At 72.1% G+C, this 24572-nt stretch carries 19 protein-coding genes; 17 read left to right on the top strand and 2 right to left on the bottom strand.

Going from position 1 to position 24572, the window contains the following annotated elements; genetic code table 11:
• Positions 1-98: 98 nt before the first annotated feature.
• The 10 genes from atpA to OHL10_RS09255 all read left to right on the top strand — a co-directional run bounded on the left by atpA (position 99) and on the right by OHL10_RS09255 (position 9403).
• Positions 99-1733, top strand: coding sequence for a F0F1 ATP synthase subunit alpha (atpA, locus tag OHL10_RS09210; protein WP_265521899.1), 1635 nt, complete (start codon positions 99-101; stop codon positions 1731-1733).
• Positions 1734-1735: 2 nt separating this feature from the next.
• The gene (locus OHL10_RS09215; protein WP_265521900.1) at positions 1736-2632 is read left to right on the top strand and encodes a F0F1 ATP synthase subunit gamma; all 897 of its coding nucleotides are present in this window, start codon (positions 1736-1738) and stop codon (positions 2630-2632) included.
• Positions 2633-2752: 120 nt separating this feature from the next.
• Complete coding sequence (atpD, locus tag OHL10_RS09220) at positions 2753-4234, top strand: F0F1 ATP synthase subunit beta (protein WP_265521901.1); 1482 nt, start codon at positions 2753-2755, stop codon at positions 4232-4234.
• Between the two features lie 89 nt (positions 4235-4323).
• Entirely contained in the window at positions 4324-4602 is a 279-nt protein-coding gene (locus OHL10_RS09225; RefSeq protein WP_265521902.1) for a F0F1 ATP synthase subunit epsilon, read from the top strand.
• 10 nt (positions 4603-4612) lie between these two features.
• Positions 4613-5032, top strand: a complete 420-nt coding sequence (locus OHL10_RS09230) for a DUF2550 domain-containing protein (protein WP_265521903.1) — start codon at positions 4613-4615, stop codon at positions 5030-5032.
• Between the two features lie 82 nt (positions 5033-5114).
• Complete coding sequence (gene nucS / locus OHL10_RS09235; RefSeq protein WP_265521904.1) at positions 5115-5810, top strand: endonuclease NucS; 696 nt, start codon at positions 5115-5117, stop codon at positions 5808-5810.
• A gap of 110 nt (positions 5811-5920) precedes the next feature.
• Complete coding sequence (locus tag OHL10_RS09240) at positions 5921-6595, top strand: TetR/AcrR family transcriptional regulator (protein ID WP_265521905.1); 675 nt, start codon at positions 5921-5923, stop codon at positions 6593-6595.
• Positions 6595-7557 carry a YndJ family transporter gene (locus tag OHL10_RS09245; RefSeq protein WP_265521906.1) on the top strand — a complete coding sequence of 321 codons (963 nt, stop codon included), beginning with the start codon at positions 6595-6597 and terminating at the stop codon, positions 7555-7557. The genes OHL10_RS09240 and OHL10_RS09245 overlap by 1 nt, the downstream gene beginning before the upstream one ends.
• Positions 7554-8081, top strand: coding sequence for a DUF1990 domain-containing protein (locus OHL10_RS09250; RefSeq protein WP_265521907.1), 528 nt, complete (start codon positions 7554-7556; stop codon positions 8079-8081). Before OHL10_RS09245 ends, OHL10_RS09250 begins: the two co-directional genes overlap by 4 nt.
• A 56-nt stretch (positions 8082-8137) precedes the next feature.
• Positions 8138-9403 (top strand): N-acetylglucosamine-6-phosphate deacetylase, encoded by a 1266-nt coding sequence (locus OHL10_RS09255; protein ID WP_265521908.1) that lies wholly within the window; start codon positions 8138-8140, stop codon positions 9401-9403.
• Here the strand turns inward: OHL10_RS09255 and OHL10_RS09260 are convergent.
• The gene (locus OHL10_RS09260) at positions 9397-12423 is read right to left on the bottom strand and encodes a beta-glucosidase family protein (RefSeq protein ID WP_265521909.1); all 3027 of its coding nucleotides are present in this window, start codon (positions 12421-12423) and stop codon (positions 9397-9399) included. The genes OHL10_RS09255 and OHL10_RS09260 overlap by 7 nt on opposite strands.
• A 294-nt stretch (positions 12424-12717) precedes the next feature.
• On the opposite strand from OHL10_RS09260, the gene OHL10_RS09265 reads away from it, so the two are divergent.
• From OHL10_RS09265 to OHL10_RS09275, 3 genes are all read left to right on the top strand, one after another.
• Positions 12718-14361, top strand: a complete 1644-nt coding sequence (locus tag OHL10_RS09265) for an extracellular solute-binding protein (RefSeq protein WP_265521910.1) — start codon at positions 12718-12720, stop codon at positions 14359-14361.
• A 2-nt stretch (positions 14362-14363) separates the two neighbouring features.
• The gene (locus tag OHL10_RS09270; RefSeq protein ID WP_265521911.1) at positions 14364-15395 is read left to right on the top strand and encodes an ABC transporter permease; all 1032 of its coding nucleotides are present in this window, start codon (positions 14364-14366) and stop codon (positions 15393-15395) included.
• Positions 15396-15466: 71 nt separating this feature from the next.
• Entirely contained in the window at positions 15467-16396 is a 930-nt protein-coding gene (locus OHL10_RS09275; RefSeq protein ID WP_265521992.1) for a carbohydrate ABC transporter permease, read from the top strand.
• Here the strand turns inward: OHL10_RS09275 and OHL10_RS09280 are convergent.
• Positions 16386-17393 (bottom strand): LacI family DNA-binding transcriptional regulator, encoded by a 1008-nt coding sequence (locus OHL10_RS09280; RefSeq protein WP_265521912.1) that lies wholly within the window; start codon positions 17391-17393, stop codon positions 16386-16388. The two genes, OHL10_RS09275 and OHL10_RS09280, sit on opposite strands and share 11 nt — an antisense overlap.
• A gap of 275 nt (positions 17394-17668) precedes the next feature.
• Here OHL10_RS09280 and OHL10_RS09285 point away from each other — a divergent pair, with 275 nt between their 5' ends.
• The 4 genes from OHL10_RS09285 to nrdH all read left to right on the top strand — a co-directional run bounded on the left by OHL10_RS09285 (position 17669) and on the right by nrdH (position 24548).
• Positions 17669-19732, top strand: coding sequence for a beta-galactosidase (locus tag OHL10_RS09285; RefSeq protein WP_265521913.1), 2064 nt, complete (start codon positions 17669-17671; stop codon positions 19730-19732).
• Positions 19729-22059 carry an alpha-xylosidase gene (gene yicI / locus OHL10_RS09290; RefSeq protein ID WP_265521914.1) on the top strand — a complete coding sequence of 777 codons (2331 nt, stop codon included), beginning with the start codon at positions 19729-19731 and terminating at the stop codon, positions 22057-22059. The genes OHL10_RS09285 and yicI overlap by 4 nt, the downstream gene beginning before the upstream one ends.
• Positions 22060-22169: 110 nt before the next feature.
• Complete coding sequence (locus OHL10_RS09295; RefSeq protein ID WP_265521915.1) at positions 22170-23648, top strand: GH1 family beta-glucosidase; 1479 nt, start codon at positions 22170-22172, stop codon at positions 23646-23648.
• A gap of 654 nt (positions 23649-24302) precedes the next feature.
• Positions 24303-24548: a glutaredoxin-like protein NrdH gene (nrdH, locus tag OHL10_RS09300; protein ID WP_265521916.1), complete on the top strand. Its 246-nt coding sequence runs from the start codon at positions 24303-24305 to the stop codon at positions 24546-24548.
• Positions 24549-24572 lie beyond the last annotated feature (24 nt).

Here is a 24572-nt window from a genome sequence, read left to right on the forward strand (position 1 = left end):
CCGGGCACCTGGTTCCGTCGACAGCTATGCCAGCCCCGGTTGGCACACAGACACACACGTTCGACCGCTCATGCAGCGGCCACGACAGGAGAAGAGCAATGGCTGAGCTGACGATCCGGCCGGAGGAGATCCGCGCCGCGCTGGACAGCTTCGTGAAGTCCTACGAGCCCGAAGGCGCCGTGACCGAGGAGGTGGGCCGGGTCACCCTGGCCGCCGACGGCATCGCGCAGGTCGAGGGCCTCCCGGGCGCGATGGCGAACGAGCTGCTGCGCTTCGAGGACGGCACCCTCGGTCTCGCCCTGAACCTGGACGTCCGCCAGATCGGCGTCGTGGTCCTGGGTGAGTTCACCGGTATCGAGGAGGGGCAGGAGGTCCGTCGTACGGGCGAGGTCCTCTCGGTCCCCGTCGGTGACGGCTACCTGGGTCGCGTCGTCGACCCCCTCGGCAACGCGATCGACGGCCTCGGCGAGATCGCGACCGAGGCGCGCCGCGCCCTCGAGCTGCAGGCACCCGGTGTCATGGACCGCAAGTCGGTCCACGAGCCGCTGCAGACCGGCCTCAAGGCGATCGACTCGATGATCCCGATCGGCCGTGGTCAGCGCCAGCTGATCATCGGTGACCGCCAGACGGGCAAGACGGCGATCGCGATCGACACGATCATCAACCAGAAGGCCAACTGGGAGACGGGCGACCCGTCGAAGCAGGTGCGCTGCATCTACGTCGCGGTCGGTCAGAAGGGTTCGACGATCGCCGCCGTGCGTGGCGCTCTCGAGGAGGCCGGCGCGCTCGAGTACACGACGATCGTCGCGGCTCCCGCATCCGACCCTGCCGGGTTCAAGTACCTGGCGCCCTACACGGGCTCCGCGATCGGTCAGCACTGGATGTACGGGGGCAAGCACGTCCTGGTCATCTTCGACGACCTGTCGAAGCAGGCCGAGGCCTACCGTGCCGTCTCCCTCCTCCTGCGTCGCCCGCCGGGGCGCGAGGCGTACCCCGGTGACGTGTTCTACCTGCACTCCCGTCTGCTCGAGCGTTGTGCGAAGCTCTCGGACGAGCTGGGCGCTGGCTCGATGACGGGTCTGCCCGTCATCGAGACGAAGGCGAACGACGTCTCGGCCTACATCCCGACGAACGTCATCTCCATCACGGACGGCCAGATCTTCCTGCAGTCGGACCTCTTCAACGCCGACCAGCGCCCCGCCGTGGACGTCGGCATCTCCGTCTCCCGAGTCGGTGGTGCCGCCCAGGTCAAGGCGATGAAGCAGGTCTCCGGAACTCTCAAGCTGGAGCTCGCCCAGTTCCGGTCGCTCGAGGCCTTCGCGATGTTCGCCTCGGACCTCGACGCCGCCTCCCGTGGGCAGCTCACCCGCGGTGCGGTGCTCATGGAGCTGCTCAAGCAGGGCCAGTACTCGCCGTACCCGGTCGAGGACCAGGTCGCGTCCATCTGGGCCGGCACGAAGGGCAAGCTCGACGACGTCCCGGTCGACGACGTGCGCCGGTTCGAGAGCGAGCTGCTCGACCACCTGCGCCGGAACACCGACGTGCTCGGCACGATCGCCGAGACGGGCAAGCTCTCGGAGGAGACCGAGGCGGCGCTGTCCGCGGGCGTCGACGAGTTCCGCAACGGCTTCCTCAAGGGTGACGGCACGGCGCTCGTCGGTGGCGACACCGACGGCGACGGTGACGAGGTGGACGTCGAGCAGGAGCAGATCGTCCGTCAGAAGAAGGCCTGAGCATGGCCGGATCGCAGCGCGTCTACAAGCAGCGGATCAAGTCGACGCAGTCGCTGAAGAAGATGTTCCGCGCGCAGGAGCTCATCGCTGCGTCGCGGATCGGGAAGGCACGGGCACGCACGACCGCGGCGACGCCGTACGCCCGTGCCATCACCCGTGCGGTCTCGGCGGTCGCGACGCACTCCCTGACGAACCACCCGCTGACCTCCGAGCGCACGGACACCAACCGTGTCGCCGTGCTCGTGGTCGCGTCCGACCGCGGCATGGCCGGTGCGTACTCGGCGTCGATCCTGCGCGAGACCGAGCGTCTCGTGGACCGGCTGACCGGTGAGGGCAAGGAGGTCGCGCTCTACGCCTCCGGGCGCCGCGCCATCTCCTACTACTCCTTCCGAGGCCGTGAGCTGGCCGGGACCTGGTCCTACGGGTCCGACGCCCCGACGTCGGAGGTCGCGACCGAGATCGCGGACACGCTGCTCGAGGCGTTCCTCGCGCCGGCTGACGAGGGCGGCGTCAGCGAGCTGCACATCGTGTACACGCAGTTCGTGAACATGGTGACGCAGCGACCGCGGGTGGTGCGCATGCTGCCGCTCGAGGTCGTCGAGGGCGTGGAGCCGGCGGGCAAGCACGACGTCCTGCCGCTCTACGAGTTCGAGCCGTCCCCCGAGGCGGTCCTCGACGCGCTCCTGCCGCGCTACGTCCGCAGCCGGATCTTCAGCTGCCTGCTCCAGGCGGGAGCGTCGGAGCTGGCGGCACGTCAGCGAGCGATGCACACCGCGACGGACAACGCCGAGGACCTGATCCGTATGTATACCCGGCTGGCGAACCAGGCCCGCCAGGCCGACATCACCCAGGAGATCAGCGAGATCGTCTCGGGTGCCGATGCGCTCGCGTCGGCGTGAGGTGAGCACGTGACCGCCACGACGACCGACCGGCTGAGCACCCAGCCGGCAGCGCCGACTTCCTACACCAGCACTGTCACCGCCGGAGCGAGCTCCGGCCCTGCGAAGCGAGGCCAGTAAATGACCGCCACCACCGTGGAAGCCCAGGTCGAGCACCAGAGCGGACCCGGCGTGGGCCGAGTCGCCCGCGTGATCGGTCCCGTCGTGGACATCGAGTTCCCGACCGACGCCATCCCCGAGATCTACAACGCGCTGACCGTCGAGATCGACCTCTCCTCGCAGGGCGAGGGCGAGAAGTCCTTCACGCTGAAGCTCGAGGTCGCCCAGCACCTCGGTGACTCCCTCGTGCGTGCCATCGCGCTGAAGCCCACCGACGGCCTCGTGCGCGGTGCCATCGTCACGGACACCGGTGCGCCGATCAGCGTGCCCGTCGGTGACGTCACCAAGGGTCACGTCTTCGACGTCACCGGTGAGGTGCTCAACCTCGCCGAGGGCGAGAAGCTGGAGATCACCGAGCGCTGGCCGATCCACCGCAAGCCCCCGGCGTTCGACCAGCTCGAGTCGAAGACCACGATGTTCGAGACCGGTATCAAGGTCATCGACCTGCTCACCCCGTACGTCCAGGGTGGCAAGATCGGCCTCTTCGGCGGTGCGGGGGTCGGCAAGACCGTCCTCATCCAGGAGATGATCCAGCGTGTCGCGCAGGACCACGGTGGTGTGTCGGTGTTCGCCGGTGTCGGCGAGCGCACCCGTGAGGGCAACGACCTCATCGTCGAGATGGAGGAGGCCGGCGTCTTCGACAAGACGGCCCTGGTCTTCGGCCAGATGGACGAGCCGCCGGGCACGCGTCTGCGCGTCGCCCTGTCCGCGCTGACGATGGCGGAGTACTTCCGCGACGTGCAGAAGCAGGACGTGCTGCTCTTCATCGACAACATCTTCCGCTTCACGCAGGCGGGCTCCGAGGTCTCGACGCTCCTCGGTCGTATGCCGTCGGCGGTCGGCTACCAGCCGAACCTCGCGGACGAGATGGGTCTGCTGCAGGAGCGCATCACCTCGACGCGTGGTCACTCGATCACGTCGCTCCAGGCGATCTACGTCCCCGCGGACGACTACACCGACCCCGCACCGGCGACGACGTTCGCGCACCTCGACGCGACGACGGAGCTCTCCCGCGAGATCGCGTCCCGTGGTCTGTACCCCGCCGTGGACCCGCTCGCCTCGACGTCGCGGATCCTCGACCCGCGCTACGTGGGGCAGGCGCACTACGACGCCGCGACGCGCGTGAAGCAGATCCTGCAGCGCAACAAGGAGCTCCAGGACATCATCGCGATCCTCGGTGTCGACGAGCTCTCCGAAGAGGACAAGACGGTCGTGGCTCGCGCCCGCCGCATCCAGCAGTTCCTCTCGCAGAACACCTACATGGCCGAGAAGTTCACCGGCGTGGTCGGCTCGACCGTGCCGCTGTCCGAGACCATCGAGGCGTTCACGAAGATCGCGGACGGCGAGTTCGACCACGTCTCCGAGCAGGCGTTCTTCAACATCGGTGGCCTCGAGGACCTCGAGCGCAACTGGGCCCGCATCCAGAAGGAGTACGGCGCCTGATCAGACGGTGATCGCGCGGGGAGGCCGGGCCGGACGGCTCGGGCTCCCCGCGATCCCCGTCCCGTACGCTTGGACATGAAGGAGTTGCAGTGGCACAGCTGAACGTCGACCTCGTGGCGGCGGACCGAAAGATCTGGTCGGGCGAGGCGAAGTCCGTGAGCGCGCCGGCCGCGGACGGTGAGATCGGCATCCTTGCCGACCACTCGCCGCTGCTCTCCGTGCTCCGGCCAGGCACCGTCCGCATCAAGGGTTCGAGCGGGGGTCCGTTCGAGGTCGAGGTGACGGGCGGGTTCCTGTCCGTCGACGCGAACCTCGTCACGATCGTCGCCGACTCGGCGACCGTGGTCGCCGGCTCCGAGTCCGTCTGACCGGCCCGCCATGCCGCCCCTCGTCTGGCTCCTGATCGGACTGCTCACCGCAGTCCTGGTGGTCGTCGGGCTGGGTGTGGTGCGCCTGCGCGCGCTGGTGCACCGAGTGGGTTCCTTCGAGTGCGGCCTCCGGCCGGCGGGCAATCCGCAGGGTGCCTGGACGCAAGGGATCGCGCACTACGGCGTCGGTCGGATCGACTGGTGGCGCTTCTGGTCGGTCTCGCTGCGCCCGGCGCAGACCTGGAGCCGCGAGGACCTCACGATCACGGGTCGGGTGCCGCTCGACGCGGCCGGGCGCCCCGACGTCTACCTGGTGCGCTGCAGCTACCAGGGCCGTGACGTGGAGCTCACGATGTCGAGCGGTGCCTACGCGGGACTGGCCTCGTGGCTCGAGGCCGCACCCCCGGGCCGCCGGGACGTCGTCGTCTGACCCACGTCCCGTCCGGACCTCGAAGACCCGCCCGGACCTCTGCTCTCGTTCCTGCCGCCTTCCTGCCGACAAGGAGATCGACGTGCGTCTTGTCGTCGCACAGTGTGCCGCGCGCTACACCGGCAGGCTGTCCGCGCACCTGCCGCTCGCCACCCGTGTGCTGCTGGTCAAGGCCGACGGCAGCGTGCTGCTGCACTCCGACGGCGGCTCCTACAAGCCGCTCAACTGGATGAGCCCGCCGTGCACGCTGGTGACGAGCGAACCGGACGAGACCGCCCGTGAGCGTGGGGTCACCGAGGTGTGGGCCGTCCAGCACACGAAGAGCGACGACCGTCTCGAGATCGAGCTCCACGAGGTCCACCACGACAGCTCGCACGAGCTCGGTGTCGATCCCGGGCTCATCAAGGACGGCGTGGAGGCCCATCTCCAGGAGATGCTGGCGGCGCAGATCGCCCTGCTGGGAGACGGTCACACGCTGGTACGCCGGGAGTACCCGACGGCGATCGGGCCCGTGGACATCCTCGCGAGGGACGCGCGTGGCGGCACGGTCGCCGTCGAGATCAAGCGTCGGGGGGACATCGACGGCGTGGAGCAGCTGACGCGATACCTCGAGCTCCTCAACCGGGACCCGCTGCTCGCACCGGTGCGGGGTGTCTTCGCAGCGCAGGAGATCAAGCCGCAGGCCCGGGTGCTCGCGAAGGACCGGGGGATCGGGTGCCTCGTGCTCGACTACGACGCCATGCGCGGCGTCGACGACGTGGAGTCCCGCCTCTTCTGACGGACACGTGCCCTCGGACCGTGCAGGTCCGGGGGCATCCAGCGTGCTACGGTTTTGAACATGTTCAAAACTGAGCTGTCCCTCCGTGCTCCGTCCGCAGGTCGGTCACGATGACCGGTGCGGCGCCGCGGTCGACGCCCAAGTCGGCCGAGACCAGGGCGCGTGTGCTCGAGGCGGCGTTGGTGATGCTGCGGGAGGTCGGCTACGAGCGCACGACCATGCGGGCGATCGCGACGTCGGCCGGGGTGAGCACCGGGAACGCGTACTACTACTTCCCGTCGAAGGACCACCTCGTCCAGGAGCTGTACCTCGAGGTCCAGCGGGAGCACACCGCGACGGTCGCGTCGTTGCTCGAGGCCGGGGGATCGGTCAGCGAGCGGCTGCGCGGGGTCCTCGACGCCGCGATCGACGTCTTCGCGCCGTACCACGCGTTCGGCGCGGAGTTCATCTCGGTGGCCATCCGCCCGGGCTCTGCGGCGAGCCCGTTCTCGGCGGCGTCCAGCGAGTCGCGCGAGCTCTCACAGCGGATCTTCGAGGACGTGGTGGCCGGCGCGCAGCCGCGGGTGCCGCCCGCGCTCCGGGCCCAGTTGCCCGAGCTGCTGTGGCTCGTGCAGCTCGGGGTGACCCTGTTCTGGGTCTACGACTCCTCGCCGGACTTCGCGCGGACGCGGCGGCTCGTCGCGGGCGGCGCACCCGTGGTCGGGCACCTGGTCCGGCTCTCGCGGCTCCCGGTCGCGCGCGGGGTGGTCGACGACGTCCTACGCCTGATCCGTGCGGTGCGCTGATGAGCGCGGCCGGGACGGCGCTGGTCGGTGCGCTCGTCGCGCTGGGCATGATCGTGGTGCTGCCGCTCGGCCTGCGGCTGCTCCGGCCGGGGGTGGTCGTCCGGCCCCGGAGTCTCGGGTGGCCGCTCGTCGGCACCGCCGGGGCGGTGAGCCTCGTGCTCCCACAAGGAACCGGCGCCGCGCTCCTGGCGGGCGTGTTCGCGCTCGCCACCGGCGTCCTCGCCGGGTGCGGTCTGCGGCTCGGGACGCAGGCGGCTCGCCGTTCCGCGAGCCGGTCGGCGCCCCGCGGCTCGGCACCGCGCCTGCCGACCTGGTCCGACGGGCGGGTCGTGGCGACCGTGGTCGCCCTGGTGCTCCCGGTGGTCGGCGCCGGCGCGCTCGTCGCCGAGCGTGCCGGGTGGGGGCTCCTGGGATTCTCGGGCACGTACCTCGCGCTGACCGTCCCGCACATGCTCTACGCGGGTTTTGGCGCGGCCCTGATCGCGGGCCTCGTCGCGGGCCTCGTGCACCCCGGTGCGGGTACCGCCACGTCGAGCGTGTCGCGGGCGGCAGACGCCGGCGCGTGGGGCGTGCCCGTCGGCACCCTGCTCGTGCTCGTCGGCTACTTCACCGGTGAGCACGTCGAGCTCGCGGGCGCGGTGGTGCTCACCGCGGCGCTGTGGGCGACGGCGTGGGCCACGGCCCGCGGCCCGGCCGTCGCTGCCGGACCCACCGCTCGCCGGCTGCTCGTCGGCGGTGCCGTCACCGTCGGGGCGTCGATGCTGCTCGTGCTCTGGTGGGCGGTGGGGGAGGCGTTCGACGTGAGCCACCCCGGCCTCGACCTCATGGCGGCGACCCACGGGCTCGCGAACGCCACGGGATACGTCCTGTGCACCCTGCTCGGACTGCGCCTGGCGCGGGACCGGGCCCGAACGTCCCGGGGCGTCGCGCCGTCGGGCACCACGAGAGGGACGACCCCATGACGGAGCAGAAGGACCTGACCTATCCCGAGGTGGGCGCCACCCTGACGGGCGACCTGCCGACGGGATACGCGCACCTGCACGTGCGGCACCGGTTGTCAGGCCGGGCGCGCTCCCCGGCGGACCTCGCGTGGTTGGGCGAGCAGCTCCTCACGTGGCGGGTGCACGCCGCGGCCGCGGTACGCCTCGACGCCGACGGCCCGGTCGCGGTGGTCGGCGGGCGCGTCGCGACCCACCTGGGGATCTGGGGGCTCGGGGTGGTCGAACCGTGCGAGATCGTCTGGGTCGAGCGCACGCCGGAGGCGGTCGCGTTCGGCTACGGCACCCTGCCCGGGCACGCGTTCACGGGCGAGGAGCGGTTCGCGATCGAGCGGGACCAGGCGGGCGACCTCTGGCTGGCGATCGACGTGTTCTCGAACCCGGCGCTGTGGTGGCTGCGCCCCCTGAGGTCGCTGCTGCCGGTCTTCCAGCGGCTCTTCGCGGCGAACCTCGCGCGGGGTGCCAGGCGCCTGCTGCGGAGCCGGTGATCCGCCCCCCGCAGCGGTTTGTGCGGCAGGTGTACGAAGTGCGCAACAATGGCGGCATGACGTCGAACGTTCCCTCCCCAGCCGGGTCACGAGTCGTCCTGCGCGGCCGTGTCGTCACCCCGTCCGAGATCATCGAGGACGGCGTCGTCGTCGTCGACGGCCCCGAGATCGCCTGGGTCGGACCCGCCGACGGCGTGGCGGACGCCGGGTTCGGTCCCGCGCCGGCCGCGTCCGCGGCGGCCCCCGACGTGTCGGCGCCCGTCGTGACGCTCCTGCCGGGGCTCGTCGACCTGCACAACCACGGCGGGGGAGGCGCGAGCTTCCCCGACTCCGCCACGGCCGACGGGGCCCGGGTCGCGGTGCGCGAGCACCTGCGCCACGGCACGACGAGCCTCGTGGCGTCGCTCGTCACGGCGAGCCGGCCGGTCCTGCTCCAGCGCGTGGCGATCCTCGCCGATCTCGCGGACGCCGGCGAGATCGCCGGGATCCACCTCGAGGGGCCGTTCCTGTCCGCCGTGCGGTGCGGGGCGCAGAACCCCGCGGACATGCTCACCGGCGACGCCACGCTCGTGCGCGAGATCGCGGCGGCGGCCCGCGGCCACCTGCGGACCATGACGGTCGCCCCGGAGGTGCCAGGTGTCGTCGGGGCGTCAGGTGTCGCCGAGACCCTCGTCGAGGTCGGGGCGCTGCCGTCCGTCGGGCACACCGACGCGAGCTCGGAGGAGACCGACGCCGCGATCACGGGCGCGAACCGGGCGCTCGCGCAGCACGGCGCCCGCGGGCGCCGCATCACCGCGACCCACCTGTTCAACGGGATGCGCCCCCTGCACCACCGCGCGCCAGGACCGATCGCGTCGTGCCTGGCCGCGGCGGCGCGCGGCGAGATCGTCGTCGAGCTCATCGCGGACGGCACGCACCTGGCCGCGGGCACGGTCCGCAGCGTCTTCGAGCTCGTGGGCTCGGACGCGATCGCGCTGGTCACCGACGCCATGGCCGCCGCGGGCATGGCCGACGGCACCTACCAGCTCGGGCCGATGGCCGTGACGGTCGCGGACGGCGTCGCCCGCCTCGACGACGGCACCGGCGAGGGGTCGATCGCCGGCGGGACCTACCACCTCCTGGACGTGGTGCGCGAGACCGTCGCCGCCGGGATCCCGCTCGTCGACGCGGTCCGGGCGGCGTCGCTGACGCCCGCGGGCGTGCTCGGCCGCACCGACGTCGGGGCGCTCGAGGCCGGGCGCCGGGCCGACGTCGTGGTCACGGACGGTGACCTGCGGGTACGGCGGGTGCTGCGGGCAGGTCAGGACGTCCTCGATCACTGAGCGGGGAACGTGATCCCCGCCAACCGGGTCCCCGCACCGAGCAGGACCCGGACGTCGTGCCCGTCGGGCGCCCCCTCGCCCGGGTGCACGAACTCACCGGTGACCGTGCGCCAGCGATAGCGGGAGTCGTCCGCGTCCGCCCCGGCATCCTCCCCACCGGCAGGTCCTGGCGACGCGAGGCGCGCCACGCGTCGCCAGGCCTCGCCGCTCCCCGCGGCGCGCACCTCGACGACCACCTTCTGCGCGGCCCGCGTCGAGGCCAGCTCGAGCCGCACCTCGTCCGCACCGCTCAGGTCCACCGCGTCGTAGCGAGCCCAGCCGGTCGCGTTGCCGGCGGCGACCTCCACCGCCCAGCCGGACTCCCGCGTGCGGTCGGTCGTCACGATCCCGTCGCCGTCGCTGAACGCGTGCGCAGGGATCCGCAGCGCGCCGCTGCGCCCCCGGTCGCGCCCACCGGTCGGCCCGCCCTCGGGCCCACCGTCGGTCACGCGCAGCGTCGCCCGGACCGGCAGGTCGGCGCTCGACGGGCCGGACGCGAGGGTGTAGTCGCCCGCCTGCACACGGAACGCCCCGACGTGCAGGTCGGGGTCGGCGCCCGCCGGGGCCGGACCGGACGACGCGGCGACGTCCCAGACCGCGAGCCGTGCCGGGTCGACCTCGAGCCGGACCTCGCGACGTTCGCCCGGCTCCAGCCGCACCCGCGTGTGGGCGACGAGCAGGCGTCGGGGGGCGGGGACGGGTAGCTCCGCGGGCGCGAGCGAGTAGACCTGGACGAGCTCGTCCGCCGGCCTCGTCCCCGTGTTGCGCAGCGTGACGGTCGCGACGAGGGGGTCGAGACCGGGAGCCTCGCGCGCGGACCACGGCCGGGGGGCCTGGACGTCCGGACGGTCGAGGCGGACGGACTCGTGCACGACGCTCGTGTAGGACAGCCCGTGCCCGAACGCGAACGCCGGTTCGGCGGTGCTGTACCGGTAGGTCGCCCCCGCGCGCCGCACGTCGTACTCGAGCAGCGGACCGGCGTCCCGCTCGTGCGCGGGCCACGACTGGGCGAGCCGTCCGGCGGGTTCCTGGTCGCCGCTCAGCACGTCGACGAGCCCCGGGCCGAGCTCCTGGCCGCCGTGCGACGACCAGACGACGGCGGCCGCGTCGTGGGTGGCCGGGCCGAGGACGTACGGGTAGCTCGAGACGACGGTGAGCACGCTGCGCGGGTTGACGTCCCGGGCGGCGCGCCACACCTCCTCCGCGGCGGTCGGCAGCCTCAGGTGGGGCCGGTCCTGCGTCTCACGGCCGGCGAGGTGTGGGTCGTTGCCCACGACGACCAGCACCGCGTCGGCGCCGCGTGCCGCAGCCTCGACGGCGGCGTGACCCGCGCTGACGGTGCGCAGCACGAAGCGTTCGGCCTCGTCCGCGCTCGTGGCCTCGGCCACGAGGAGCGTCGACCCGTGCTGGACCCGCAGCCACCGCCCGGAGGCGACGTGCTGCAGGGACCACGACCCGTCGTCGTGCAGGCGCCGCCGGAAGCTCTCCTGGACGACCCAGCCGCCGACGCGCTCGGCGTCGGCGGCCACGATCCACGACGCCCCGGTGAGCAGGCGGCCGGACGCGACCGAGCGCAGCGTGAGGAGCCCGTCGCCCCAGTCGGTGACGTCGAGGTGCGTCGCGGTCGACGCGTGGTGGGCGCTCGCCGTGACGACACCCGGGTCGTCGCCGACCTCGAGGTAGGTGCCGGTGGACACGGAGCGCAGCGCGACGCGGTCGGCGCCGTCGGCCACCACGACGTCGGCGTCCGGGAACCGGGCGCGCACGGCGGCGGCGACGGACGTGGTGTACGGCGGGGTGCCGGAGTACCAGTCGTGCAGCACGCGGTCGGCGAGCGGCCCGACGACGGCCACCCGGCCAGGGGAGGTCAGCGGCAGCACCGGCGTCGCACCCTCGGGCGCCACGTTGCGCAGCAGGACCACGGAGCGGGCCACGGCCTCGTGGGCGAGGGCGCGGTGCTCCGGGAGGTCGACCGCGTCGGGGCCGATGGTCGCCCACGGGTCGTCGTCGCCGTCGAGCTCGCCGGTGCGGATGCGCAGCTCGAGCAGGCGCTGGGCCGCGCGGTCGACGTCGTCCTGCGTGAGGATCCCGCGGTCGAGGGCGGCACGGAGCCGGTCGAGGGTGGGGCCCGGGTCGGTGTCGTTGTCCGTGAAGGAGTCGACGCCGGCGCGCAGCGACGCGGCGTGCGAGGCGACGTGGTCGGGGAAGTACCGTTCACCCACGACGAGGTTGGTCGGCGCGGCGGCGTCGGAGACGACCGCGAGGGACTCGTCGGTCCACGACCGCAGCTCGTCGAGCAGGCCCGTCGCCACGTGGTTCGGGCGGCCGTTGGTCAGGTTGTACCCGGGCATGACGGCGCCCACCGCACCGGCGGCGACCGGGCCGCGGAACGCGGGCAGCTCCCACTCGTGCAGGAGGCGCAGGGGGACGTGCGAGCTGGTCACGGCCCGGTCCGTCTCCGAGCCGTAGGCGAGGAAGTGCTTGAGCGTCGGGACGGTCCGCCAGACGCGGGGGTGGTCGCCGCGCAGGCCGCGCGTGTAGGCGCCCCCCAGCTCGGCCGTCAGGTGCGGGTCCTCCGAGAAACCCTCCTCGTTCCGTCCCCAGCCCGGGTGCCGCAGGGTGTTGACCACGGGGGCCCAGACGTTGAGGCTCACGGTCGGGTCGGCCGCGTGGTGGGCGCGCACCTCGGTCGCGACGGCGTCGCCGACCCGGCGCACGAGGTCGGGGTCCCACGAGGCGGCGAGGCCGACGGGCTGGGGGAAGACCGTGGCCCGGCCGAGCCACGCGACACCGTGGAGCGCCTCGGTGCCGGTGCGGAACGCGCGCAGCCCGAGTCGTTCGACGGCGGGCGCGCACTGGTGCAGCATCGCGAGGCGTTCGCCCGCGTCCAGGCGTCCCAGCAGGTCGCGTGCGCGCTCCGCCGGCGGGAGGTCGATCTGCCGGTAGGGCGGGATCGGGTGGGTGGTGGCCAGGGACGGCACGGCATCGTCCTTCCAGGTGGTGGTGGACGGCGAGGGTCGAAGGCTCGAAACGGTTCGACACACTTCACCGGGTGTCGTGGTGCGTCGCCCATGCTGCCACATCGCGAGCGGCGGTGGCGCTGCAGCGGTCGAGACGCAACGGATGCCCCCGGATGCTTGCACTGGAGCACTCTTCACCCGTACCCTCCGTTGAAGCGCTTCGACACTACCGATGGTGCCGGGGCAAGCTCGGTGATCCGGGCGCGAGAGGGGCAGAGCCGCTCCTCCTGATGGTCACGAAGGAGTGCTACGCCGATGAGGGCAAGCAGTCAGGAACACCGCCGGCGCTGGGTCGCCGTCACCGCGGCCGTGGGAGCGGTCTCACTCGTCGCGGCCTGCGGAGGTGGCGGAATCGGCAGCGAGACCGGGGTCGAGCAGCAGGTCGGCAACGCCGCCGCGCTCCCGAACCACGTGCCCGTCGAGTACGCCACGCCGGACTTCCCGAGCGTGAACGGGTCGACGGCCGGGTTCGAGAACGTCCCCGAGGAGCTCGTCCAGGTCTTCGACTCCCCGCCGGGGTCCGGCGGGAAGTACACCGTCATGACGCCGCTGTGGGGCACCATCCCCCCGACCGAGGGCAACCAGTACTTCGACGCCGTCAACGAGGCCATCGGGACCGACCTGCGGTTCCAGATCTCCGACGGCAACACGTACGGGGACAAGCTCGCCGCAGTCCTCGCGTCCCCGAAGGACGTCGCCGACTGGGTGAGCATCCCCTCCTGGAACATCCCCCCGCGCTTCGGCCAGGCGGTCGACACCATCTTCACGGACCTCACCCCGTACCTGGCCGGTGACGCGGTCGAGGCCTATCCGAACCTGGCCAACATCCCCACCGACGCGTGGCGGGCCTGCATGTGGAACGGCAAGCTCTACGGGCTGCCGTTCCCGGGCGAGCTCATCAACGACGCCACGTTCTACCGCGCGGACCTCCTGCCCGAGGACGTCGAGCTGCCGACCACGGCGGACGAGATGCTCGAGTTCGTCGACTCGCTGACCGACGCGGGCGACCGCCAGTGGGGCACCAACGACCTCTGGGCCCACGCGACCCAGATGTTCTCGGTCCCGCCGAAGTGGACGCAGGACGCCGAGGGCAACCTCGTCCACCGCGTCGAGACGCAGGAGTACCGGGACGCGCTGGCGTGGATGGCCGAGCTCTACGCCCAGGGTTCGGTCCACCCCGACGCGGTCGCGGAGTCGGGCGACGGCAAGGAGCGGTTCGAGTCCGGCCAGGTCCTCGTGACCGCGGACGGGCTGGGCGCCTGGCACGAGGCGCTCGGGCGCAACCTGCCCTCGAACCCCGACTTCGCGCAGCAGCCGATGCCGGTGTTCGCCGCCGACGGCGGGGAGCCGCAGCTGTACAAGGCCAACGCCGCCAGCATGTGCTCGTACCTCAAGAAGTCCGACGACGAGGCCGTCGTCGCCGAGCTGCTCGAGGCCGCCAACTTCCTCGCGTCGCCGTACGGGACGGCCGAGTACCAGCTCATCAACTCGGGGGTCGAGGGCGTGCACTTCGAGCTCGACGCCGACCGTCTCCCGGTCGCCACCCAGCTCGCCCAGACGGAGGTGCAGCCGTCCTACATCTTCCTGGTCGACCCGCCCGTGGTGAACGCGAAGGTCCAGTACCCGGGGTACGTCGAGGACTTCACCACGTGGATGGCGGACGCCGCGCCGTACGTGGTCGAGCCGCTGTTCTACGGCATGCAGATCACCGAACCCGCGGCGTACGCGTCACTCGGCCAGCCGTTCGAGGACCTCGAGGGGGACATCGCCCGCGGGCGCAAGTCGCTCGACGACCTCGACGCGGCGGTGGAGACGTGGCGCAGCTCGGGCGGCGAGGAGCTGCGGGCGTTCTACCAGGAGATCCTCGACGGCAGCGCTCCCGACGCGGGGACCGACTGACGATGAGCTCCACGGTCTCCGACCAGGACGTCCGCGACGACGCCTCGGTCCCTCCGGACCGGCCGCGCGGCCCGGCACCCACGCCGGGCCGCACGGCTCGCGGCAGCGCGCCGCAGGGGCGCAAGATCCCCCTGCGCGTGCGGCTGCGGCGCGACCGGTCGTTGCTGCTCATGACGCTGCCCGGTGTCGGCCTGCTCGCGCTCTTCGCGTACGTGCCGATGCTCGGCAACGTCATCGCGTGGCAGGACTACTCGCCGTACGTGGGGATCGGGGGCTCGCCGTTCGTCGGCTGGGACAACTTCGAGCGGGTCTTCTCGAACTCGCAGTTCCTGCACTCCGTGGGCAACACGCTGGCGATCACGGCGTTCCAGCTCGTGTTCTTCTTCCCGATCCCGATCATCCTGGCCCTGCTGCTCAACAGCGTCGTCACGCCGTCGATCCGGACCACCATCCAGTCGATCGTCTACCTGCCCCACTTCTTCTCGTGGGTCCTGGTGGTGACGATCTTCCAGCAGATCTTCGGTGGTGCGGGGCTGGTGAACCGGGTGCTCGCGGACAACGGGTACGACGGCTTCGACCTCATGACCAACCCGGACACGTTCCTGCTGCTCATCACGATGCAGTCCGTCTGGAAGGACGCCGGCTGGGGGATCATCATCTTCCTCGCCGCGCTCAGCACGGTCGACCCGGCGCTGTACGAGGCCTCGGCCATGGACGGGGCGGGCAGGTGGCGCAGGATCTGGCACATCACCCTGCCCGCGCTGCGACCGGTGATCGTGCTGCTGCTCATCCTGCGGCTCGGGGACGCGCTGACGGTCGGGTTCGAACAGCTCATCCTCCAACGGCAGGCCGTGGGCGCCGAGGCGTCGGAGGTCATCGACACCTTCGTGTACTACCAGGGTGTCGTCTACGGCGACTGGGCCTTCGCGGCCGCCGCCGGACTCGTCAAGGGTGTGGTCTCGCTCGTGCTCGTCCTGGGCGCGAACAAGCTGGCGCACGTCTTCGGTGAAGCGGGAGTGTACAGAAAAGCATGAGTACCACGACAGACACGGGCCAGGGCCCGCTCAGCCGTCCCGACGCGGTGCCGTTCCCGGCACCCGAGGGGATGCGACGCCGTCCGGCCCGCCGACCACGCCGCTCGCGGCACCGCGCGGCGTGGGAGGGCCGACCGAGCGCTCTCGGACAGCTCGGCAAGGGCATCGCCCTGTGCCTCATCGTCCTGGTCGTCCTCTTCCCGCTCTACACGGTCGTCCTCACGTCGCTCTCCACCCAGGCGGACATCATCCGGTCGGGCGGCATGGTCGTCATTCCGGGCGACCTGACGATCGCTGCGTACCAGCAGATCCTCGACGGCGGGATCGTCACCCGGGCGGCGATCGTCTCGGTGGGGATCACCGCCGTCGGCACGATCATCTCGACGGTGGTGTCGATCCTGGCGGCCTACGGGCTGTCGCGGCCCGGGAGCGTCGGGCACCGTCCGATCCTCTTCGTCTTCCTCATCACCATGTTCTTCGGTGCGGGGATGATCCCGACCTACCTCCTGGTGAGCAACCTCGGCCTCATCAACAGCTACTGGGCGCTCATCCTGCCCGGGGCGGTCTCGGCGTTCAACGTGCTGATCCTGCGCAACTTCTTCATGGGGATCGACCCGGCGATCACCGACGCCGCCCGGATCGACGGGGCGGGGGACTGGCGGATCCTCGCGCGCATCGTGGTACCGATGTCGACGGCGGCGATCGCCGTGGTCGCGCTGTTCTACGGCGTCGGTTACTTCAACGCGTTCTTCAACGCGATGCTCTACATCAACGACAACGCGAAGTGGCCGCTGCAGCTCGTGCTGCGGTCCTACGTCCTGCAGGGCGTCACGCTGCCGGGCAGCGGCACCGGCCAGGTCGACGTCGCCACCGGCGCCGTGACGGGCCTGCCGGTGAAGATGGCGATCATGGTGCTCGCGGTGATCCCCGTGCTCGCGATCTACCCGTTCGTCCAGCGGCACTTCACGAAGGGCGTGATCTTCGGGGCGATCAAGGGCTGACGGCGGGCAGCGTCGACCCTCGGTCGGTGACGACCGGCGTGAGCAGACGCGTCTCCGCCGGCTCGTCACCGTCGATGCGCGCCATGGTCATCTCGACCGCGACGCGCGCGACGCGCTCGGTGGGGATGTCGATGCTCGTCAGCGGGACGGGCTGGGCGGTGGCGACCTCGGGAGGGCTGATGATCATCACCGAGAGGTCGTCGGGGACCCGTCGGCCGTGCTCGGCGAAGCGGGCGACGACGTGCGGCAGCGCGGACTCGTTGTGCACGAGGACGGCCGACAGAGCCGGGTCGTGGGCGAGGAGCTCGTCCACGGCAGCGGCGGCCCCGGGCGCCGTGCCCTCGCACTCGATCGTCCGCGCGTCGATGCCTGCGTCGCGCGCGGCCCCGGAGAAGCCTCGGAGGACGCGGTCCGCGTACGACGTGTGCCGGGCCATGACCTCCGGCGGCGGGCCGACGAACGCGACGTGGCGGTGCCCCAGCCCGACGAGGTGGTCCAACGCGAGCCGGCCCGCCGCCTCGAAGTCGAGGTCCACGCAGCTCAGCGTGCCGGGGCTACGAGGGAGGCCGATGAGCACGGTCGGCTGGCGCAGGCGCGCGAGGCTGGGCAGCCGCGCGTCCTGGGCCTCGACGTCCATGACGATGATCCCGTCGACCATCGACCCGGCCCCGACCCGTTCCGCTCCCGAGACGTCGTCCTGCGTGAGCAGGAGGACGTCGTACGAGTAGTCGCGGGCGCGGAGCACGACGCTGGAGACGAACTGCATGATGACGTTCACCTCCACGCCCGCGCGCAGCGGTGCCATGAGGGCGAGGACGTTGGTCCGTGACGACGCCAGCGCCCTGGCGCCGGCGTGCGGGCGGTACCCGAGCTGCTGGATCGCCTTCTCCACGCGCTGCCGTGTCGGGGCGGAGATGCTCCGCTTGCCGGACAGCACGTACGAGACCGTTGACGCCGAGACTCCTGCGGCTCGTGCGACGTCCTCGATGGTGGCCACGGACACTCCTTCGCTGATGGGTGCGAGTCGGTCGAGGCCCGCGCGCTCGGGACACCGCTCGGGAGACACGGTAGCGCGGTCGCCGCCCGGGGCGAGCCGGCGAGGGAAGCGCTTCGACGCGCTAAGCCGCAATGTGCCTTCACGACCTGCTGGACAAGCGGACTCGGCACAGGTTAGCGTGTTGAAACGCTTCGACAAACGATGGGGTTGTCCGGCGCGCGGAGTGCGCAGCCACGATCTCGCCCACCACCTTCAGAAAGGCAACGGTGCCGTCCATGGTGATCGCCGTCCCCGAGCGCTCCGCCGCGTCGCGGTTCGCGGACCTCACGGCGCGCTCCGGGCTCTGCTTCGGAGGGGACTACAACCCGGAGCAGTGGCCGGCCGACGTCTGGCGCGAGGACGCGCGGCTGATGCGCGAGGCACGCGTCAACCTCGTGACGGTCGGGGTGTTCTCCTGGGCCCGCTACGAGCCGCGGCCCGGTGCTCGCGAGTTCGACTGGCTCGACGAGGTGCTCGACGTCCTGGACGAGCACGGCATCGGTGTGGACCTCGCGACCCCGACGGCGTCGCCCCCGCCGTGGCTCGGCGCGCGCCATCCCGGCACGCTGCCCGTCGACGCGGAGGGCGTGCGCCTGGTCCCGGGGTCCCGCAACCAGTTCAGCCCCGCGTCGTCGGTCTACCGCGAGCACGCGCTCGCGATCACGACGGACCTCGTCGTCCGGTACGCGAACCACCCGGCGGTGCGCATGTGGCACGTCGGCAACGAGTTCGGCCAGGTCTGCTACGGGGACGAGGCGGCTGCCGCGTTCCGCGAGTGGCTGCGGGACCGGTACGGCTCCGTCGAGGCGCTCGACGACGCGTGGGGGACCGCGGTGTGGTCGCAGCGCTACGACGACTGGTCCGAGGTCCTGCCCCCGCGCCGGATGCCGTACCACCCCAACCCGTCGCAGGCGCTCGACTGGCGACGCTTCTGCTCCGACCAGCTGCTCGGCCTGTACCGCGCGCAGCGCGACGTGATCCGCGCCCACGACACGGAGCGTCCCGTGACGACCAACCTCATGGGCTTCTTCGCCGGCATCGACCCGTGGACGTGGGCGGACGACCTCGACGTCGTCTCCGACGACGCGTACCCGGACCCCGGGGACCCGCAGGCGCCGGCGGACGCCGCGCTCACCCAGGACCTCGTCCGCTCGCTCGGCGGCGGTGCGCCGTGGCTGCTCATGGAGAGCGCGACGAGCGCGGTGAGCTGGCGCCCCCACAACCTGCCCAAGTCGCCGGAGCGTTCCCGTCTCGAGTCGCTCCAGGCGGTCGCGCGCGGGGCCGACGGCGTGTGCTTCTTCCAGTGGCGCGGCTCGCGCAGCGGTGCCGAGCGCTTCCACTCCTCCATGCTCCCGCTCGCAGGTGCCGACACCCGGGTGCACCGCGGTGTGCGTCGGCTCGGCGCCGACCTCGAACGGCTGCGTCCGGTGGTCGGTGGCCGGGTCGAGGCGCGCGTCGCGATCGTCGTCGACTGGCCGTCGTGGTGGGCGAGCGGCGAGGTCGCCCGCCCGACCGACCGTCTGGACGCCGTCGACCAGCTCCGCGCCTGGCACCGCGTGCTGTGGGAGCACCACGTGGTCTGCGACCTCGTCCCGCCCGCGCGCGACCTCGCCGGGTACGACCTCGTCCTCGTCCCGCAGCTCTACCTCCTCGAGGAGGTCGCCGCGCAGGCGCTGACGGACGCGGCGCGGCGGGGCGCGGTCCTCGTCGTCGGTCCCTTCACGGGGGTCGCGGACGAGCGCGCGCACCTGCGCACCGGCCGGTTCCCCGCGCTGCTGCGCGACGTCCTGGGCGTGAGCGGCGAGGAGCACGCGGCGCTTCCCGACGACGGCGTCCCGCTCGACCTCGCGCCCCGGTGGCCGGGGCGCCCGGGCGCCGGTGCGCGGGCGAGCGTCCTCGGCGAGCTGCTCCGGGCCGACGGCGCGGACGTGCTCGCCACGTACCGCGCGGGCCACCTGGCGGGCGCGCCGGCCGTGACCCGGCACGGCGTCGGGCAGGGGGAGGCCTGGTACGTCGGCACGGTGCTCGACCAGCGCTCGACCGCGGACGTCCTGCTCGCCGCGCTGCGCGCCTCGGCCGCCGCGCCGGTGCTGCCCGGCCTCCCGGCGCATCCCGGCGTCGAGATCGTCCGGCGCGGTGACGTGCTGTTCCTGCTCAACCACTCTCCGGACCGGGCGCTGGTGCCCGTCCCCGGCCCGCACGTGGACCTGCTCACCGGCGAGCCGGTGACCGGTGTCGTCGACCTGCCGGGTCACGACGCCGTCGCGCTGGTCGACGGACCGATCGAAAGGACGTCATGAAGTTCACCGACGGCTACTGGCAGCTCAAGCCCGGAGTCACCGTGCTGCGCCCCCGGGCGGTCGACGAGGCCGTCGACGCCGGCGAGCGACTCGTCGTGCACGCCCCGACCGCGCCGATCCGCACCCGCGGCGACACGTTGAACCAGCCGCTCGTCACGGTGACGTTCGACGCACCCGTCGAGGGCGTCGTGGGGGTGCGGATCGAGCACCACCGCGGTCGCCGCGACCCCGGACCGCACTTCGAGGTCGCCCGGACCGGGGCGGACGTCAAGGTCGCGGTGCCGACGACCACGGGCGCGCCCGAGGCGACGATCTCCTCGGGCGGACTCACCGCCCGGGTCTCGACCGACGGGCCGTGGCGCGTCGACTTCGTCGCGGACGGGCAGGTGCTCACGTCGTCGACCGACCGGAGCGTGGGCGTCGCGACGACGGGCGACGGGACGACGTACGTGCACGAGCAGCTCGCGATCGACGTCGGCGAGCACCTGTTCGGGCTGGGCGAGCGGTTCGGCGCCTTCGTCAAGAACGGGCAGAGCATCGACGTGTGGAACGAGGACGGCGGCACCGCGAGCGACCTCGCGTACAAGAACGTGCCGTTCTACCTCAGCGACAAGGGGTACGGCGTGTTCGTCGCGCACCCCGAGCGCGTGTCGTTCGAGCTGGGCACCGAGGTCGTCTCCCGGGCGCAGTTCTCGGTCGAGGGCCAGTCCTTGCAGTACTACGTCATCCAGGGCCCGACACCCCGCGACGTGCTGCGCCGGTACACCGCGCTCACGGGGCGCCCGGCGCGCGTCCCGGCGTGGTCCTACGGGCTGTGGCTCTCGACGTCGTTCACGACCGACTACGACGAGGCGACCGTCACGCGCTTCGTGGAGGGGATGGCCGAGCGGGACATCCCGCTGAGCGTCTTCCACTTCGACTGCTTCTGGATGCGCCGGTTCCACTGGTGCGACTTCGTGTGGGACCCGCAGACGTTCCCGGAGCCGGAGGCGATGCTCGCGCGCCTGCACGACCGCGGCCTGCGGGTCAGCGCCTGGATCAACCCGTACATCGCCCAGCGCTCGCACCTGTTCGACGAGGGTCTCGAGCGTGGCTACCTCGTGCGGACCGCGGCGGGCGACGTGTGGCAGTGGGACCTGTGGCAGGCGGGCATGGCGCTCGTCGACTTCACGAATCCCGACGCGCGGGCCTGGTACCAGGACACGCTGCGGGGGCTGCTGCGCCAGGGCGTCGACTGCTTCAAGACCGACTTCGGCGAGCGCATCCCCACCGACGTCGTCTGGCACGACGGCTCGGACCCGCAACGGATGCACAACTACTACACGCACCTGTACAACGAGGCCGTCTTCGAGGTCCTGACCGAGGAGCGGGGGAGCGGCGAGGCGGTGCTCTTCGCGCGGTCGGCGACCGCCGGCGGGCAGCAGTTCCCCGTCCACTGGGGCGGGGACTGCGAGTCGACGTTCGTCGCGATGGCGGAGTCCCTGCGCGGCGGCCTGTCGCTCGCGCTGTCCGGGTTCGGGTACTGGAGCCACGACATCGGCGGGTTCGAGGGGACGCCGGACCCGGCGGTCTTCAAGCGGTGGGTCGCCTTCGGGATGCTCTCGTCCCACTCGCGCCTGCACGGCTCGGACTCCTACCGGGTGCCCTGGGCCTTCGACGACGAGGCCGTCGACGTGACGCGACGCTTCACCCGGCTGAAGATGTCTCTGATGCCGTATCTCGCGCGGCTGGGCGAGCTCGCGCACACCGAGGGCCTGCCCGTCATGCGGCCCATGGTGCTGGAGCACCCGGCCGACCGGACGGCGGCGCTCGTCGACACGCAGTACATGCTCGGCGACGCGCTCCTCGTCGCGCCGGTCTTCCGGGCCGACGGGCACGTGGAGTACTACGTCCCCGCCGGGACGTGGACGCGCCTGGTCGACGGCGCGGCGGACGGTCCCGCCGCGGACCTGCCGTCGACGGTCACGGGACCGCGCTGGGTGACCGAGACCCACGGTTTCGACTCCCTGCCCGTGCTCGTGCGCCCGGGCACGGTCCTTCCCGTCGGGGCGCGCACGGACCGGCCCGACCACGACTGGGCCGACGGTGTGACCCTGCACGCGTTCGAGCTCCCGGACGGGCACGACTCGGTCGTCACCGTCCCGGGACACCCCGGCGCGGCAGGTGCCTCCTTCCGGGTGCGGCGCACCGGCACCGTGCTCACGGTCGTGTCCGACGACGCACCGGCCACCTGGTCCGTCCGGTACGGCGACCAGGTGGCCACGGTGAGCGGTCCCGGCTCCCTGCGCCTCGAGGTGTCCCCGGACGTGACGACGGAAGCCCGCTGACGACGTACCCTGGAGGCAGAAGACGTGGAAGCGCTCCCACGGACGGAGGCGCGGACACCGACGCACCGCTCGACCCACGACCGCACGACGACTGAACCAGCGAGGACCCCGTGACCACCGACACCCCCGCCCGGCCGACGCCGGCCACCCCTGCCCCCGACGCCGCGCCGTCGGGCACGCGCACCTTCCCCCCGGGCTTCCTGTGGGGGTCGGCCACCGCGTCGTACCAGATCGAAGGAGCCGCCACCGAGGGTGGCCGCGGCCCGTCGATCTGGGACACGTTCTCCCACACCCCGGGCAAGACGCTGGGCGGTGACACGGGCGACGTCGCGGACGACCACTACCACCGCTGGGCCGAGGACGTCGCGCACATCAAGGCGCTCGGACTGGGCGCCTACCGCTTCTCGATCTCGTGGTCGCGGGTCCAGCCCGGCGGCTCGGGGGACTTCAACCCCGAGGGCATCGCGTTCTACTCGCGGCTCGTCGACGCGCTCATCGAGGCCGGGGTCAAGCCGGTCGTCACGCTCTACCACTGGGACCTCCCGCAGGAGCTCGAGGACGCAGGGGGCTGGGCGTCGCGCGAGACCGCCTACGCGTTCGAGCGGTACGCGCGCCGCATGGCGCAGGAGCTGGGGGAGCGCGTCGACACCTGGACGACGCTCAACGAGCCCTGGTGCTCGGCCTACCTGGGCTACGGCTCCGGCGTGCACGCGCCGGGACGCACCGAGCCCGCGGCGGCGCTCGCGGCGGTGCACCACCTCAACCTCGCCCACGGGCTCGCGGTCCGCGCGATCCGCGAGGAGCTCGGCGACGACGTCACCACCTCCGTCACGCTCAACCTCCACGTGATCCGTCCCGAGGACCCCGACTCGGCGGACGACCTCGACGCCGTGCGGAAGATCGACGCGCTCGCCAACCGCGCGTTCCTCTCGCCGATGCTCGAGGGCGTCTACCCGGCCGACCTGCTCGCGGACACCGCGCACGTGAGCGACTGGTCGTTCGTCCACGAGGGGGACACCGCGCTCATCAAGGCGCCGCTGTCCGTGCTGGGCGTGAACTACTACTCCACCGTCAAGGTGCGCCACTTCTCGGGCGAGGGTGAGCGCGCCGAGAACGACGGCCACGGGGCGTCGAGCGCGAGCCCGTGGATCGGTGTCGAGGACGTCGAGTTCGTCCAGCAGCCCGGCCCGTACACCGCGATGGGCTGGAACATCGAGCCCGCCGGCATGACCGAGCTGCTCGTGGCCGTCCACGAGGCCTACCCGGGCCAGACGATGATGGTCACGGAGAACGGTGCCGCGTTCGAGGACGAGGTGTCGGCGGACGGCCGGGTGCACGACGACCGCCGGGTGGCCTACCTCCACGACCACATCGACGCGGTCGGCGCCGCGATCGACGCGGGGGCCGACGTGCGCGGGTACTTCGCCTGGTCGCTCCTCGACAACTTCGAGTGGGGCTACGGCTACGAGCGCCGGTTCGGCATCATCCGGGTCGACTACGAGACCCAGGAGCGGATCTGGAAGGACTCGGCGTACTGGTACCGCCGCCTCGCGACCTCGTCGGCGCTGCCTGCCGTGACGGACGTCTGAGGCGACCCGGAACCTCCGAACGGCCCCTGACGGGCCCGTCCGCGCGCGGCGCGGGCGGGCCCGTCGGCGTGCTCGGGCGGCCCCGGCGGGGGTGGCCGGCAGCGGACGGCGGCACCGGGCAGCACGGTGATGTTCGTCCCAGTTCCCGACGAGGTGCCGACACGCCGACGACACGCCGAACGTCCGTCGGATGCAGGCTCGTGCGGTGCGGCGTTTGTCCGGTTGATGACGGCCGCGGTGTGCCGTCGGCACCCGCCCCGCGGAGCGCCCCGGACGCTTCGCGCGGCGCCCACACGGTGTGGACCGTGGCCGTCCACATGCTGTGGACGAGCGTGCGCCGACGGCGTCCTGGAGCCGTTCCGGGACGCCGTGAGCGGTGGACGAGCCGGTGCACACGGGGGTGCTCGGCGCGCTGTCGGACCCTCGTGGGAGCATGGTCGAGTGCCTCTACCACACGTGGTGCGGGTGAAGTTCAGACACGAGATGTAGTGGAGTGGCGCACCGTCGACCACTAGGTATAGTGGTTTCACGCCCAGAGACCACCACGGGATCCGGGCCATCACACAGACGTAGTTACAGCGGTGTCCTTCGAGGTCAGAGGCTCATGAGCCCCCACGACCCGGCTCACCAGCCCTACCAGACGAGGAGCCTCAGATGAGCGTCACGGTCTACAGCAAGCCGGCCTGCGTGCAGTGCGACGCGACCTACCGGGCCCTCGACAAGAAGGGCGTCGAGTACACGGTCGTCGACATCAGCCAGGACGCCGAGGCGCTCGAGCTGGTCCGCGGCCTCGGGTACCTCCAGGCACCCGTCGTCGTCGCCGGCGACACCCACTGGTCGGGCTTCCGCCCGGACCAGATCAACGCGCTGGCAGCCGCGACCGCACCGGTCGTGGCCTGAGCCGACCCGCCCCCCGACGCCCTC

This window comes from Oerskovia flava (genome assembly GCF_026163685.1).
Lineage (GTDB): Bacteria > Actinomycetota > Actinomycetes > Actinomycetales > Cellulomonadaceae > Oerskovia_A > Oerskovia_A flava.

Bases quoted from the DNA above. Each gene is read 5' to 3' on its own strand.
- OHL10_RS09215 (WP_265521900.1), top strand. From the start codon at position 1,736: ATGGCCGGATCGCAGCGCGTCTACAAGCAGCGGATCAAGTCGACGCAG.
- OHL10_RS09285 (WP_265521913.1), top strand. From the start codon at position 17,669: ATGGTGATCGCCGTCCCCGAGCGCTCCGCCGCGTCGCGGTTCGCGGAC.
- nrdH (WP_265521916.1), top strand. From the start codon at position 24,303: ATGAGCGTCACGGTCTACAGCAAGCCGGCCTGCGTGCAGTGCGACGCG.
- OHL10_RS09265 (WP_265521910.1), top strand. From the start codon at position 12,718: ATGAGGGCAAGCAGTCAGGAACACCGCCGGCGCTGGGTCGCCGTCACC.
- atpD (WP_265521901.1), top strand. From the start codon at position 2,753: ATGACCGCCACCACCGTGGAAGCCCAGGTCGAGCACCAGAGCGGACCC.
- OHL10_RS09275 (WP_265521992.1), top strand. From the start codon at position 15,467: ATGCGACGCCGTCCGGCCCGCCGACCACGCCGCTCGCGGCACCGCGCG.
- atpA (WP_265521899.1), top strand. From the start codon at position 99: ATGGCTGAGCTGACGATCCGGCCGGAGGAGATCCGCGCCGCGCTGGAC.
- yicI (WP_265521914.1), top strand. From the start codon at position 19,729: ATGAAGTTCACCGACGGCTACTGGCAGCTCAAGCCCGGAGTCACCGTG.
- OHL10_RS09270 (WP_265521911.1), top strand. From the start codon at position 14,364: ATGAGCTCCACGGTCTCCGACCAGGACGTCCGCGACGACGCCTCGGTC.
- OHL10_RS09245 (WP_265521906.1), top strand. From the start codon at position 6,595: ATGAGCGCGGCCGGGACGGCGCTGGTCGGTGCGCTCGTCGCGCTGGGC.
- OHL10_RS09230 (WP_265521903.1), top strand. From the start codon at position 4,613: ATGCCGCCCCTCGTCTGGCTCCTGATCGGACTGCTCACCGCAGTCCTG.
- OHL10_RS09250 (WP_265521907.1), top strand. From the start codon at position 7,554: ATGACGGAGCAGAAGGACCTGACCTATCCCGAGGTGGGCGCCACCCTG.
- OHL10_RS09240 (WP_265521905.1), top strand. From the start codon at position 5,921: ATGACCGGTGCGGCGCCGCGGTCGACGCCCAAGTCGGCCGAGACCAGG.
- OHL10_RS09255 (WP_265521908.1), top strand. From the start codon at position 8,138: ATGACGTCGAACGTTCCCTCCCCAGCCGGGTCACGAGTCGTCCTGCGC.